Raw genomic sequence first — 14,180 nt, forward strand, 5'->3', positions numbered from 1 at the left:
CACCACGTGGGACGAGGCGTTGTCCCCCGAGGAGGTCGCGCGCCTGCGCTGAACCCGCCCCTTACACATGCGCCCACCGTGGGCAGACGGTCAGCTCAACGCCGCCACCCGGTCGCGGTACCCGCGCACCGCCGCCGCATCGCGGTACGGCTCGAGCCGCCGCTCGAAGTCGCGTACGTACTCGACCGCACGCACCGACCGCATCTCACCCGCGGCCTGCGCCGCCTCAGCGCCCAGCTGGCAGGCCTGCTCCAGCTCGCCGAGGCCGAGGCGCGAGGAAGCGAGCACCACCCGGCAGAACAGGCGGCTGCGGGCGTACCCGGGGGCGCGCAGCTGGAGCGAGCGCTCCGCGTGCTGGGCGGCCACACGGTACTGCTGGAGGTCCCGGTGGCAGTGCCCGAACTCGTCCGCGAGCTGCGCCTCGTCGAAGAACCGAGCCCAGTAAGGGACTTCGTCACCGGGCCGCGCCGTTTCCAGAGCACGCTCGGCCCGCACCATCGACGCCGTGCACGCCCGCACCTCGCCGAGCACCCCGTGCCCGCGCGCCTCGACCGAGTGCAGCAGGGCCTGTACGACGGGCGGCGCCGACGAGCCGACGCCCTGCTGGGCCACCCGCGCCAGTTGCACCGCCTCCCTGCCGTGCCCGAGGTAGACGGCCTGACGGCTCATCGTGATCAGGACGTACGAGCCGTACGCGCGGTCGCCCGCGGCCTGCGAGAGCCGCAGCGCCTGGACGTAGTACCGCTGGGCAAGGCCGTGCGCCGCGATGTCGTACGAGGTCCAGCCCGCGAGCCGGGTGAGGTCGGCGGCGGCCCCGAAGAGCCGCCGCCCGGCCTGCTCGCCGTACGTGCCGCGCAGCATCGGCTCGGCCTCGTGCTCCAGATAGCGCACGAGTGCCTGCCGGGCGTGCCCGCCGCCGTACGCGTGGTCGAGCGCCCGGAAGAGTTCGCCGACGGAGCGCAGGGCCGAGATGTCGCCGCTCGTCACTCTCGCCCCGACGCCCCGCTCGGGCTCCTTGCGCTGGCGGGGCACGGCCGGGCGGCCCTGGGTGGGCACGCGGCCGCCGTTCATTCCGTGGTCACCGCGCCCCACCCGGTCGTCGGCGCGGCCGATCAGCCAGTCTCTGCTGGGGACGACGAGCCCTGCCGGGGTGAACGCGATCTTCCGCAGTTCGGCATGGCTTCCGGAGTCCTTGCGCCAGAGCCCGCCGACGATGTCGATCGCCTCTTCCGGGCTCGCCGCGAACTCGAGCCCGGCGTACACCGGCGCACACGCGTCGAGCCCGAGATCCTGTGCGGAGAGTCTGCGCCCTAACCGCCGGGTAAAGACCTCGGCGATAAGGGCGGGGGTGGTGCCGCGCGGCTGCTGCCCGCGCAGCCAGCGGGTCACCGACGTCTTGTCGTACCGCAGATCGAGACCGTGCTCGAGGCCCAGCTGATCGACGCGGCGCGCGAGGCCCGCATTGGAGAACCCGGCTTCTGAGATAAGCGCGGCTAGCTGGCGGTTGGGGGTGCGCTGCGGAGGTCGTTCCGTCATCAGCTGTGCGGTCTCCTGCCTTTCGGGCGTTGCTTGAGCAGCCCTTATGGCTCTGTGAACGGCGTGAATGTAGCGGCCCTCACCGCCCGCATCGCGGCCTTCGACCCGCATTCATCCGATCGTGTGAGGATTGACCGGAGGACTGACGAGAATCCGCTGCCCGTACAGTGGCTGGGGGCGCGATATATGCACCGTGCAGGTTCTGCGGATGCACGGTGCAGGTTCTGCGGCGCAGGTACTAGGGAGGCACTTGCCGTGAGTGAGTTTCAGTTCGTCCGGCTCGGCTTCGGCCCGGACGCGGTCGAGTACCAGGAGGCCTGGGACGAGCAGCGCCGCGTGCACGCCGCCCGCTTCGCCGACGAACTCCCGGACACGTGTCTGCTGCTCGAGCACCCGCCGGTCTACACCGCGGGCCGCCGCACCCAGGACAGCGAGCGCCCGCTGGACGGCACCCCTGTCGTCGACGTCGACCGCGGCGGCAAGATCACTTGGCACGGCCCCGGACAGCTCGTGGGCTATCCGATCCAGAAGCTGCCGCGCCCGGTGGACGTCGTAGCACATGTACGCCGCCTGGAAGAGGCACTTATCCGCACGTGTGCGGAATTCGGCCTGGAGACGTCTCGCGTCGAGGGCCGCAGCGGCGTATGGGTCCTCGGCGACCCGGTGTCACAGCGTCCGGCGCTCGGCGGCCTGAACCTGGACTTCGACCCCCGGACGCAGGACGACGAGTTCGACGCCCGGTTCAACGGCCCGGAGTACGCCCCGTCCAACGCCGGCCAGCGCCGCGAGGACCGCAAGATCGCGGCCATCGGCATCCGCGTGGCCAAGGGCGTGACGATGCACGGCTTCGCGCTGAACGTGAACCCGGACAACACGTCGTTCGACAAGATCATCCCGTGTGGCATCCGCGACGCGGGAGTGACGTCGCTCTCGTACGAACTGGGCCGCGAGGTCACGATCGCCGACATCCTGCCCGTCGCCGAGAAACATCTGCGGGACGTCCTGGAGAACGCGGAGCTCAAGCCGCGCACCGTCGAGAAGCCCGCAGAGAGCCCCGAGAAGACCGCCGATATGACGGTTGAGAGTCCGGAAGCCGAGAAGGCGACCGCCTAGAAACGCGTCAGAACCGCTCAGGACCGCCTGGAACCATCCAGACATCTGGGGCTGCGGGGAATGCACCCCGTCGGCCAGAGGTTGGCCGAGCGTAAGCCCAACGACATCACGGGCGTACCCTGGTGTGCGCCGAAGAATCGAAGCTACAGGGAGCCGATGTGTCCGCAGTCGCACCCGACGGACGCAAGATGCTGCGCCTGGAGGTCCGGAACGCCCAGACCCCCATCGAGCGCAAGCCCGAGTGGATCAAGACTCGGGCGAAAATGGGCCCCGAGTACACGAAGATGCAGAATCTCGTGAAGAGCGAGGGCCTGCACACGGTCTGCCAGGAGGCGGGCTGTCCCAACATCTACGAGTGCTGGGAAGACCGCGAGGCCACCTTCCTCATCGGCGGTGACCAGTGCACCCGGCGCTGCGACTTCTGCCAGATCGACACGGGCAAGCCGCAGGCACTCGACCGCGACGAGCCGCGCCGCGTGGGTGAGTCCGTCGTCACGATGGACCTGAACTACGCCACCATCACCGGCGTCGCCCGCGACGACCTGGACGACGGCGGCGCCTGGCTGTACGCGGAGACCGTGCGCCAGATCCACGCGATGACGGCGGAGCGCGCGGAGGGCCAGACCAAGGTCGAGCTGCTCATCCCCGACTTCAACGCGGACCCCGACCAGCTGGCCGAGGTCTTCTCCTCGCGCCCCGAGGTCCTCGGGCACAACGTGGAGACCGTGCCGCGCATCTTCAAGCGGATCCGCCCCGGCTTCCGCTTCGAGCGCTCGCTCGAGGTCATCACCCGCGCCCGCGAGGCCGGTCTGGTCACCAAGTCGAACCTCATCCTCGGCATGGGCGAGGAGCGCGAGGAGATCAGCGAGGCGCTGCACGCGCTGCACGACGCGGGCTGCGAGCTCATCACGATCACGCAGTACCTGCGCCCGACGCCGCGCCACCACCCCGTGGAGCGCTGGGCCAAGCCGCAGGAGTTCGTGGAGCTGAAGGAGGAGGCCGAGGAGATCGGCTTCTCCGGGGTCATGTCCGGCCCACTGGTCCGCTCCTCGTACCGTGCGGGGCGCCTCTTCCAGATGGCGGTCGAGAAGCGCGGGGCGTACGTCGCCTCGCAGGCGGTGTGATCCAAGGCGGCGAGTTTCGGCGAGAGCCAACTGTGTGAATCGGCGCACAAGTGACTACTGGTGAGTAGTGGCCGAGATGACGTGGCCCGTACAGTCTCCGCAGGTGAGGGGACCGTACGGGCCACGTCAATGTTTTGCGGCTCAGCGTCAAGGCTTCATCCGTGTTTGACCGGTCAGTCACGCCCTGGTAACACCAATCAGTGACCCTGGAATTACCCCACGTACAGCCTTACCCATAGCCGCCCAGGAGGGCCCCACCATGCAGGCCGCGCCCGTACGCGCCACCGCCATCCCGTCCGTCACCGACGCACTCCGTGCCGTCGAGTCGCTTCTCATGAGCAGCGGCCAGCGCACCGCACGCCGCAACGCCTGGACGTCCGTGCTCGACGACCGGCGTCGCGCCAAGGACCGGGCAGAGGCACTTCGCGTGGTCGAAGAGGCGATGACAACCCGCACGTCGTAGTCACTTCCAGGGACACGTAGACTTCACGGCATGGCGAGGAAGGAAACCGCGGCGGACGCCGCGAACCCCGGGCGACTCAAGCAGATCGCTCAGACCTACAAGATGACCCGCAGGGCCGATCCGCGGATCGGTCTCATCATCGCGGCTGTGGGAATCGTCACCTTTGGTGTCTTCCTCGCGATCGGCTTCTTGATCGGTCACCCGATCTATCTCGGCATTCTCGGCTTTGTGCTCGCCTTCCTCGCGATGGCGATCGTCTTCGGGCGCAGGGCAGAGCGTGCGGCCTTCGGGCAGATGGAGGGCCAGCCCGGTGCGGCGGCCGCGGTGCTCGACAAGATCGGCCGCGGCTGGACGACGACTCCGGCGGTGGCGATGAACCGCAGCCAGGACGTCGTGCACCGCACGGTCGGCAAGGCGGGCATCGTGCTCGTCGCCGAGGGCAACCCGAACCGGGTGAAGAGCCTGCTGGCCGCCGAGAAGAAGCGCATGGCGCGCGTCGTCTCGGACGTCCCGGTGCATGACGTCATCGTCGGCACCGGCGAGGGCCAGGTCCCGCTGAAGAAGCTGCGTACGACGCTTCTGAAGCTGCCCCGCGTCCTCCAGGGCCCGCAGGTAACGGCGACGAACGACCGGCTGCGCGCGATGGGGGACCTGATGAGCAACATGCCGTTGCCAAAGGGGCCCATGCCCAAGGGTGCGCGGATGCCTCGCGGCGGCCCGAAGATGCGGTAACGAAGATGCGGTAACTCTCCGCCTCTTTCCACCTCTCCTGTCTCTACGTTGACGAAGGCCCCGGAACCGATGGGTTCCGGGGCCTTCGTCGTCGTACGAGAAACGCGTCGTACGAGAAACGCGTCGTACGGGAAGCGCGGTGTCGCCTACGCGCTCAGATCCGCACCTGGACGGCGCGGGCGAGGCGCTCGTGCAGGCCGCGGCCGTCGCGGTCCCAGATGAGGGCCGGGATACCCACGCAGAGCAGCACGCTGCGCAGGAGGACCCGGACGATGCCGAGGCGGCCGCCGCCCTCGGCGACGACGCGCAGCCTGAAGAGGGCCTTGCCGGGGGTGCAGCCGACCGTGCCGACCGTCAGGACGGACATGACGAAGAAGATGCCGAGCGCCCAGTTGCCCATCGCTTGCATGTCACCGCGAGCGAACAGGCCGTATGCGATGAGGAGGCACAGGGCCCAGTCCACGGCGAGGGCGCCCATGCGCCGCCCGGGCCTCGCGATCGAGCCCGGCCCCTCCTTCGGCAGGCCGAGCTGCTCTCCCCGGTATCCGAAGTCGACGCCCGCGTCCTCTGCCGCCGCACGAGGGCCGGAGAGCCACGATCCGATTACTTGCCTGTTGTCCACCCGTCCACGGTACTGCGCCCGTTTTCGTACGAGGACGGTCGGGGTAGGGCGAATGACACCTGGCCCGAACTCGCCTCGGTTAACTTCGGCGAAACAAATGGGTCATGCTTGAGAAATCCCCCGTCCCTATGGTCGGGTCCCAGCGTGTGCCACCGCACTGGCCGCACAACGAGCTGCAACCCCGTCCCCGCCTGGGGGCCGGGAGTAGGAGGAGTTGGATGTTCCAGAACGCCGACGACGCAAAGAAGTTCATCGCGGACGAGGACGTGAAGTTCGTAGATGTCCGGTTCTGCGACCTGCCCGGAGTGATGCAGCACTTCACGATCCCGGCAGCGGCGTTCGACCCGAACGAGGAGCTCGCCTTCGACGGTTCGTCGATCCGCGGCTTCCAGGCCATCCACGAGTCCGACATGGCGCTGCGCGCGGACCTGTCGACCGCCCGGGTCGATCCCTTCCGTCGCGACAAGACCATCAACATCAACTTCTTCATCCACGACCCGATCACGGGCGAGCAGTACAGCCGTGACCCGCGGAACATCGCCAAGAAGGCCGAGGCCTACCTCGCGTCCACCGGCATCGCGGACACCGCGTACTTCGGCCCGGAGGCCGAGTTCTACGTCTTCGACAGCGTCCGCTTCCAGACGTCGGCGAACGAGAGCTTCTACCACATCGACTCCGAGGCCGGCGCCTGGAACACCGGTGCGGTCGAGAACAACCGCGGCTACAAGGTCCGCTACAAGGGCGGCTACTTCCCGGCCCCGCCGGTGGACCACTTCGCCGACCTGCGTGCCGAGATCTCCCTGGAGCTGGACAAGAACGGCCTCCAGGTCGAGCGCCAGCACCACGAGGTCGGCACCGCTGGCCAGGCGGAGATCAACTACAAGTTCAACACGCTGCTCGCCGCGGCCGACGACCTGATGCTCTTCAAGTACATCGTGAAGAACGTCGCCTGGCGCAACGACAAGACCGCGACCTTCATGCCGAAGCCGATCTTCGGTGACAACGGCTCGGGCATGCACGTCCACCAGTCGCTGTGGGCGAACGGCGACCCGCTGTTCTACGACGAGCAGGGCTACGCGGGCCTCTCGGACACCGCCCGCTACTACATCGGCGGCATCCTCAAGCACGCGCCCTCGCTGCTCGCCTTCACGAACCCGACGGTGAACTCCTACCACCGCCTGGTTCCGGGCTTCGAGGCCCCGGTCAACATGGTCTACTCGCAGCGCAACCGCTCGGCTGCCATGCGTATCCCGATCACGGGCTCGAACCCGAAGGCCAAGCGCGTCGAGTTCCGCGCGCCCGACCCGTCCTCGAACCCGTACCTGGCGTTCTCGGCGCTCCTGATGGCCGGCCTTGACGGCGTCAAGAACAAGATCGAGCCGCCGGAGCCGATCGACAAGGACCTCTACGAGCTCGCCCCCGAGGAGCACGCGGGCGTCGCCCAGGTCCCGACCTCCCTCCCGGCCGTCCTCGACGCCCTCGAGGCCGACCACGAGTACCTTCTCGCCGGCGGTGTCTTCACCCCCGACCTGATCGAGACGTGGATCGACTACAAGCGCACGAACGAGATCGCCCCGATCCAGCTGCGGCCGCACCCGCACGAGTTCGAGCTCTATTTCGACATCTAAAGATCAGGTCCGGGTGATCTGGGCAGGAATCCTGAAAACATGCGTTGACCTGCGAAAACGCTGCTCAGCAGCGCTCGCTGTTGCCGCTTGATTTCCGCCCTCTTGTGCACCGCCTGACCGATCCTCTGACGTAGCGTCGTCAGTAACAGTGAGGCCGCCACTCCCCGTTGGGGTGGCGGCCTCATTCGTTTCGAGACCTACGCATTACGATGGTCTACGTGATCGTGACGGGACGTGCTGGGTAATCATGTCCCGCCCGTTGCGCCTGGTCAGGAGCCTTTCACTGGATCGTCGCCGCCATCTCGTCCAACGTGGTGCTGACCCGTCCGCTCACGCTCGGCGCTTCTAAGGGCCGGGGCTCAGTCGACGTAGCTCTCAGCAATGAGCTCCGTTCCCACAAGTGCCGCTCCGACACTCGTCTCGGCCCATTGGGCGAGTAGATCCGGCTGTTGTGCGAGCTGGTTCAACAGATTGGCGATCTGATTAGCGTCCGGCGGGGCGGGCGGCACGCAACGCAGTACCGCGCTTCCTGTCGCGCTGCCGTCCTCCTCATCGGGGTCATCGGGTTCCCAGCGGCCGATCTTGATGTCCCAGGAGTCGGTCTCGTCGTCGCCGGGCTCCGGCGCACGGACCGACATGTAATAGCCGTCTGAATCGTACGGCTCAGCAAAGATCTCGGGGTAGTTGTAGTGCAGTCCAGCCTGCACACCAGAGCACCGCGAGTAGGAGCCGCTGAACAAGAACTACTTCAACTGCCTCTGGAAGAGCGCCCTGGAGGCGATCGGCGCGATAAAGGCCCTCAACGACACGCCTGTTGGTAAGGGTCGCAAGTGGGAGGATTGCCGCGACAAGATGATGCACGCACTGCGGCACCTCTTCGCCTCCGAGGCGATCAACGAGGGCGTTGACGTCTACACCCTCGCCGATCTCCTCGGTCATGAGGACCCTGCGTTCGCCCTCCGCCGGTACGTCCACCGCGTGGGAGGAGCCATCGAGAAGGCTCGCAAGGCGATCGGCCGACGCTATCGAGCCGCCGCGTAGATTCTTCTGCGCCTCGTTCTGCTACTTCGCAGAGCGGTTGAGCGAAGACACCATTCCGCGCATGGCCATGCCCGAGCATGGTTGAGACCGCCCGAATCCCGGAGCGCAACGAGTGGGGGATCTACATGCACGTCGAGATTCGCGTCGAACCGACGGATGACGAGCTCCACTCACTGCTGACCTGGCTCCGCCGAGACCCCGATCTCCGGCGTACCGCCAGTGTGGAAATGAGCGAGCAGCCACCGCGCGCGGGCGAGATGGGGGCGGTTGCCGACATCCTGCAGTTGGTCACGGAGAACGGCTGGAGCGCCGCGAACTTCGCCCTGACGCTTGTCGCTTGGAAGCAGACACGCCCGCGGGCCTCCCGTGTGACGGTCCAGCACGAGGAACTTGTTGCCGCGTTGACCGACTGCAGTGACGAGGAGATCGCACGCATCACACGGCTACTTCAAGGGGGCCGGCAGAACGACGAGGAGGGCTCGGCATGGTGAGCGTGTTCCCAGACCCCGGCGCTACGAGGGCAGTGCTGATCGGAACGAGCACTTACGACTTCCTGGAAGACCTTCCCTCAGTTTCCAACAACCTCAGCTCCTTGGCAGAGGTGTTCACCGGACCCACGTCGTGGAGTCTCGGCAGGGAGGCCTGCGTCGTGCTTTCCAACCCGCCCAGTGCGGTGGCAACGCTGGACTCCCTGCGCGAGGCCAGCGCAACAGCCAGAGACACGCTGCTCGTGTACTACGCGGGACATGGCCTCGTCACCCCAGGGGGCGAGCTCTATCTCGGGCTACCTCAGTCCAAACAGCATCGGGTCGACACGGGGATTCCCTACAGCTGGCTCCGCGATGCTCTCTTGGATGGGCGAGCGGAGCGTACCGTCGTCATCCTCGACTGCTGCTACGGCGGACTCGCTCTGGGAGCAATGGCGCCTTCGGAATTGGCCGCTCAAGCTGATGTCGAAGGGACGTACTTGCTCGCCGCGGCCTCGGAGAACCGACAGGCGCTCGCCCCACCCGGAGAACCCCACACCGCTTTCACCGGCGAGCTGCTCGCCATCCTCACCACCGGCATCACCGGAGGCCCCGAACGGCTGGATCTCGACAGCATCTTTCGCGAGCTGAGGCAGTCACTCGCAGCAAAGGGCCGGCCCGTCCCCCAGGGACGAGAGCGCAACAGCAACGGCAGACTCGCGCTGGGATGGAATCCCTCCTTCAGCCGATCCCTCATTTCCAGCAGTCCGGGTGGCGGGCGTGTGGACCACCGCGCGTGGCCAGACCCTGCAGCCGTCCGCACCGTGGAAGGCTTCTTCAGCGCGTTGGGGCAGGTGCGCATCACCAGCGCCCTCACGCATACGGCCATCAGCCATCGCTCCGGCGGGCAGATCGCTCCCGGGACAGTCGGCAGCCTGCTCAACCGGAATAATCTGCCCCGGACTTGGCGGACGACCAGCGTCTATCTGACCGCCTGCGGGGTGCCTGACGAGCAACTGGACGACTGGCAGTCGTGTTGGGAACGGCTTCGGTCTGCTCCCCCGGCTGCAGACGCATCTGCAACCGAGGAGGCACCCCGAACCTCGTCCGCCTGGGGACGAACGTTCCGAAAGCTATCGGGACGGCGATCCCGTGACTGACTGGGCAGTCCGCTGGGGCTCCGGCGTCGTCTTGTCGCCATCGTCGCCGAAGAGGGTGTTCCAAGCAGCGATCAACAAGAGCGCTCCGACAACGACCACCCAGAACGCCGGCTTCTTGGCCCTACTGGAAACCGATGTCGGCTTCACGTAGTGCGCCGCCCGGTAGTAGCCCTTTCGCGTCTTTGCCATAGCGCTCGTACCCCCCGACTCAATGCCTTGGTCCATCAGCTGTGGAGTGTGGCAGAGGAGCTGTTCTAGCGACCGGCGGATAGAGAACGGCGGCCAGATCTGGTCGGCGCGTGGCGCTCCACTGCTCCTTGTCAGCGTTGCCGATGGCATGATCAGCCGCTGTCATCCGCTGATAGTTCGTACCTACGCGCGGTAGGCCCATCGGTCAAGTCGCGTAAAGCGCCACCTCGGATGATCTGATCGGTCAGTCCGATTCCCCAGAGAGAGGTGGCGTCCCAGGGCCGCGCGCACCTCCTGCTGTGAACTGCTCGCGGCTGCCTTCACGCGCCGCTTGGTTGTTCCGCAACAGATCAACCACTGCCGAGGCTTGATCCACCAGTCCGGCCAACTCATCGTAGTTCGCCTGAAGGTCCCCGAGCGTCTGTCGCCGCGCACAAAGCGCCGCTCAGGACTGCCGGACCTCGCCGTCAATCAGCACTGTGACGCTGGGCTTGGCAGGCCCACTGCACTGCCGCAGCGGCCCGGCCATCCGTGTCGATCGCCATCCGAACCGAGGGGACAGGAAGTCTCCTTAGCTCACCTCGGCTGCAGTCATACAAGGTTTGGATCCCCCCAGATTCACCGAGGTAGAGGGCGAAAAACGGCTCCTCAGTTGCATGCCCCGGCATCTTGGCCACCGTCACACGAACATATTGGAAGCGAAGCCCGATGGCCTGCTCGGCGAAACCGACCTGCCCGGTACGTTCGGTTCGCGCGCCGCGTTCCTCCATCACTCCCACTGCCCAGATACCGCTGATACTCAGGGCCATCGCCAGGGCGACGGCTACGCGGGCAGGCCGGTGGAAACGTTGCGGCACTACAAGGGGAACGACTCCGACCGCAAGCCCAAACAGGAGCCACCAAAAGATCAGCAGCATGGCGGCTCCGGTGCCGTCGGACACCAACTGACCCTCGCCAAATGCCGGAATACTGATCAAGAGGGCGGACGGCAAGGCGAGCAGGGCAGTTCGGACCCACATGTGCTTCTGTGCGAAGCGCACGAAGCCGCCCAGCGTTCCGTCCGTCGGCGCCTGAGCAAGCCACATCACGAGGGCGGCAAAGAGACCGCTGACCACAGTCAGCATGAAGCTCACAATGAGCGCCATCGGTGCCGCACGCCACAGCAGGGTTGGTGCGTCCAGGCCGGCCCACTCGAGAGGCATGCCTTCGAACTGCCGGTAGAAGCCATCGACTGAGGCGTACAGGATGACGGAAAGGCCAAGCGCCAGGGTAGTGAAGACTGCACCCATGATCTGGATCAGCCCAGCCCCCGTCAGGCCCGCCTGCTGCGGAGGAGGCCCAGGTGTGGCGCCCCCCATCGACGCGGGATCCTGCTCTGTTCGCGGATCAGAGATCGTCAACGTGCTGCACTCCCAATGATGTTGGTCGCAATTGGGGCGCCCAGGCTACCGCTGTAGGTCGCGGAGCTAGCTGTTCCACGTCCTTACACGTCGATTACCGCCATGTGCACCCTTAGCACCGGAGCACTCCACACAGCAGCATCAATGCAGGTCAGGAGGGCTTCTCACCTCTACTTCGACATCTAGAAAGTAAGCTCGAACTCGGCAGGTCGTCGGCCGAAGGACTCCCTGAGCGTCTACCTCCAGCAGAACCTGCTGGAGGTAGACGCTCGATCTGCTGGTAGGGGCACTGGGCTGCCGATGATCGCGGGGTCAGTCTCCCTCCGGCGTTGCCCACCATGGATCGTATTCGCGCACGAGCGGCTGGGTAGCTGAGTGGTGGCGCAATCCGTGAGGCCCTGAAACTGAGGCTTCGGGCATGTCGATAAGCCAGTCCAGCACTGCGTCGGACTGCATGTCAGGGTGTTCCAAGTCGTCGATCAAAGCAGCAGAACCACGGCAGTCGTACGGCTGCGGCAGCGTGAAGCCAGCTTCGACAGCATCGCGGACGATCTCTTCGCAGATCGCGCGCCACCGCCCTTGGCCCCACCAATGACATGTGTAGCTTGTCGAGCCCCCGATCGTCATTAGCCTCAAAGTGGTATCCGGACCAAGAAGTTCGTTGTCGAGGCGTTGCCATTTCCGGACCTGCTCGCGCACCGTCGACTGCACTTCCGGCCACCCGCCACCGAACAGGGAGGAGACAGTCCGACCGTTTGGGAGTTCCCAGTCTGCATCAGTCAGTGACTGCTCGATCCCGTCCCAGTCGATACCTTCGTACGGGCAGACATGGGGCAGCACCGCGCGAGTCACCGCAATATTCACTCGAGCCATCAGCACGTCTGAGGGAAGGTGGTGAGCCTCTACAGCCGTTTCATTGCGCCAGCACCACGCCGCGATACCCAGAGCCGCCGCATCGGGGACCGGATCCGGGTGCACGTCGCGGCCTGCCATACCGACAACCCAGCGCAGATAGGTGCTGAGATCGGGGTGCTGTAGAGCTTCCTTGACAAGGTCCGCAACGGGGATCTTCCGGTACGAGGCTGCCGGGCTGAAGAGGGACCGGAGCAACTCAGCTCCAAACGCCTCCGCGGCCTCCGGATCAGCCCCTTCCACCACACGGACGCGAGTTGCATCGAGCAATCCCAACGCGCCGGCTCGATGTTGGACTGCCGTGACGGCCTCGTCGCCTTCGCGGGAGATTTCGATTTCGACCTCTTTAGCGAGTGCGGCAAAAGACTCCGGGAAGTCACCGCATACGTCCTCGTAGGGAAGGAGCCGGAGTCGGCTTTCACGCGGGTAGTACTCGACGTCTAGCGCGGCGCCGGTACGCCACAGCGTGGCGAAGAGCATCGGGCCGGTTTCTGCGTCCCAGTCCGAATCGTATTCGTCCGGGACCTCCCAGCCAGCCCAGTCGAGCGAGCCGAGTACTTCCATGAGCCGGTCTACGTACTCGCCCCACTGTTCGGTACTCGGGCGACCCGCTTGCTTCTCAGGTGCTACTTCCGCCTGGCTGCCCAACTGGCCGATGAGAGCTGTCGTACGTCTTGTGAAGAGCGATTCGGCGGACTCACCTTCCTCTGGGGTGACACCGGTGACGCTGTTGAGATACGCCGCATCGCCTGCCAATTCCTGCTTGCGGCAGCGTGCGCACAAGTATCTGTATGGCTTGCCCCACTTGGCGGAGTAGCGCGTCAGTGAGCGAGGCTGTCGGCAGTCACGACACGGCCCATAACCTTTCTTGGGCCACCACAGCCACCAGTCGCCGTCGTATTCGCCGGGCGAGGGCACTATCCCGCGGGCCAGCAGCGCTTCGGCCAGTATCTCCAGGTAGCCGCCGTGCCGGTACGGCATCCTTGCGTGCAGGTTGTCATGCGCCCCAAGCAGTTCGTCGTCCGTGACAGTAGTCCCCTCTCCCTGTAAGCGACGCTGCACGGATACTGCTGCGACAAGTACTTGGACGGCGGGGTCATCCCGCCGAAGTGACTGTCTGCTGCTCTCGACGACAGTCATCGCCTTGTCGACATCGGCTTCAGTGATTCCAGTGCTCCCCATGCTCCAGAGCTTACGAGCGACCTCTGACACCTTTCGTGGAATGAGGAAGCCGTTGTGGAGACCTTCCTCGCCAGCGCGGGCAAGCACTCTCACAGCGTTGACATACGGCGGGTAACGCTTCGACGGCACGGCGTCCGCACCAATGCGTCCTGAGACCGATCGCTCGGATCACGGCCCCTGGCCCGATGCGTGCAGAGCATGTGGACTGTGATGCCCTGCTCGGCCAGCAGCTCGGCCATGGCAACGAAGACCCAGGCTTCCGTGCCTCAATGAAGAAGTCAGGCCGTGCCGTGGTCGTGGGCCCAGGGAAGACCGCAGGCCGGAGCGCGCGACTCCAACCGGTAGCACCAACTTGGCGTCGATCTCCCGGCAGGCGGACTGCCGCTCGGATGGTGCCCTCCGGCCTGCAGCCCCCAGCGGGTGCACGGTGTGCACCCGCTGTGCACCAGACCCGTCATCAAGTTCTCTTATTCGCAGGTCTGAATGGCTTCCGTGCTGTACTTCGACATCTAAATCGCGCGCGGGGTCGGGTGAGCCCGACGCCTCGTCAGCATGGACAGTGGGGGGGCGCCCCGGACAGGGAGGGGGCCCCCAGGTGTGGTGGTGTGGCG

Annotated in this window: 13 protein-coding genes; 8 read left to right on the forward strand and 5 right to left on the reverse strand. The window is 66.0% G+C overall.

All coding sequences use genetic code 11. The features are described 5' to 3' along the window. Positions 1 to 90 precede the first annotated feature (90 nt). Positions 91 to 1,536 carry a regulator gene (locus ACFQ7F_RS31920; protein WP_383277908.1) on the reverse strand — a complete coding sequence of 482 codons (1,446 nt, stop codon included), beginning with the start codon at positions 1,534 to 1,536 and terminating at the stop codon, positions 91 to 93. Positions 1,537 to 1,791: 255 nt separating this feature from the next. Between ACFQ7F_RS31920 and lipB the strand changes: the two genes are divergently transcribed. The 4 genes from lipB (at position 1,792) to ACFQ7F_RS31940 (ending at position 4,968) form a co-directional block, all read left to right on the forward strand. Then, the gene (lipB, locus tag ACFQ7F_RS31925) at positions 1,792 to 2,649 is read left to right on the forward strand and encodes a lipoyl(octanoyl) transferase LipB (RefSeq protein WP_383277911.1); all 858 of its coding nucleotides are present in this window, start codon (positions 1,792 to 1,794) and stop codon (positions 2,647 to 2,649) included. Between the two features lie 158 nt (positions 2,650 to 2,807). Next, positions 2,808 to 3,773 carry a lipoyl synthase gene (locus ACFQ7F_RS31930; protein WP_383277914.1) on the forward strand — a complete coding sequence of 322 codons (966 nt, stop codon included), beginning with the start codon at positions 2,808 to 2,810 and terminating at the stop codon, positions 3,771 to 3,773. 259 nt (positions 3,774 to 4,032) lie between these two features. Continuing rightward, the gene (locus tag ACFQ7F_RS31935; protein ID WP_383277917.1) at positions 4,033 to 4,236 is read left to right on the forward strand and encodes a hypothetical protein; all 204 of its coding nucleotides are present in this window, start codon (positions 4,033 to 4,035) and stop codon (positions 4,234 to 4,236) included. A gap of 30 nt (positions 4,237 to 4,266) precedes the next feature. Continuing rightward, on the forward strand, positions 4,267 to 4,968 hold the full coding sequence (locus ACFQ7F_RS31940) for a DUF4191 domain-containing protein (protein WP_383277920.1): 702 nt from the start codon (positions 4,267 to 4,269) through the stop codon (positions 4,966 to 4,968). Positions 4,969 to 5,122: 154 nt separating this feature from the next. Here the strand turns inward: ACFQ7F_RS31940 and ACFQ7F_RS31945 are convergent, their stop codons facing one another. Next, positions 5,123 to 5,590: an RDD family protein gene (locus ACFQ7F_RS31945; RefSeq protein WP_383277922.1), complete on the reverse strand. Its 468-nt coding sequence runs from the start codon at positions 5,588 to 5,590 to the stop codon at positions 5,123 to 5,125. Positions 5,591 to 5,808: 218 nt separating this feature from the next. Between ACFQ7F_RS31945 and glnA the strand changes: the two genes are divergently transcribed. Then, positions 5,809 to 7,218 (forward strand): type I glutamate--ammonia ligase, encoded by a 1,410-nt coding sequence (gene glnA / locus ACFQ7F_RS31950; protein ID WP_383277925.1) that lies wholly within the window; start codon positions 5,809 to 5,811, stop codon positions 7,216 to 7,218. A gap of 359 nt (positions 7,219 to 7,577) precedes the next feature. Here the strand turns inward: glnA and ACFQ7F_RS31955 are convergent, their stop codons facing one another. Next, complete coding sequence (locus ACFQ7F_RS31955; RefSeq protein ID WP_383277928.1) at positions 7,578 to 7,925, reverse strand: hypothetical protein; 348 nt, start codon at positions 7,923 to 7,925, stop codon at positions 7,578 to 7,580. A 145-nt stretch (positions 7,926 to 8,070) separates the two neighbouring features. Between ACFQ7F_RS31955 and ACFQ7F_RS31960 the strand changes: the two genes are divergently transcribed. From ACFQ7F_RS31960 to ACFQ7F_RS31970, 3 genes are all read left to right on the forward strand, one after another. After that, positions 8,071 to 8,259, forward strand: a complete 189-nt coding sequence (locus tag ACFQ7F_RS31960; RefSeq protein ID WP_383277931.1) for a tyrosine-type recombinase/integrase — start codon at positions 8,071 to 8,073, stop codon at positions 8,257 to 8,259. A 77-nt stretch (positions 8,260 to 8,336) separates the two neighbouring features. After that, entirely contained in the window at positions 8,337 to 8,750 is a 414-nt protein-coding gene (locus ACFQ7F_RS31965; RefSeq protein ID WP_383277934.1) for a hypothetical protein, read from the forward strand. Further along, positions 8,744 to 9,886, forward strand: a complete 1,143-nt coding sequence (locus tag ACFQ7F_RS31970; protein WP_383277937.1) for a caspase domain-containing protein — start codon at positions 8,744 to 8,746, stop codon at positions 9,884 to 9,886. The genes ACFQ7F_RS31965 and ACFQ7F_RS31970 overlap by 7 nt, the downstream gene beginning before the upstream one ends. Before the next feature lie 656 nt (positions 9,887 to 10,542). On the opposite strand, the gene ACFQ7F_RS31975 is transcribed toward ACFQ7F_RS31970, so the two are convergent. Then, the gene (locus ACFQ7F_RS31975; RefSeq protein ID WP_383277939.1) at positions 10,543 to 11,364 is read right to left on the reverse strand and encodes a hypothetical protein; all 822 of its coding nucleotides are present in this window, start codon (positions 11,362 to 11,364) and stop codon (positions 10,543 to 10,545) included. A 423-nt stretch (positions 11,365 to 11,787) separates the two neighbouring features. Beyond that, the gene (locus tag ACFQ7F_RS31980) at positions 11,788 to 13,569 is read right to left on the reverse strand and encodes a hypothetical protein (protein WP_383277942.1); all 1,782 of its coding nucleotides are present in this window, start codon (positions 13,567 to 13,569) and stop codon (positions 11,788 to 11,790) included. Positions 13,570 to 14,180 lie beyond the last annotated feature (611 nt).

Origin of the sequence: Streptomyces sp. NPDC056486 (assembly GCF_042795295.1) — a bacterium.
Lineage (GTDB): Bacteria > Actinomycetota > Actinomycetes > Streptomycetales > Streptomycetaceae > Streptomyces.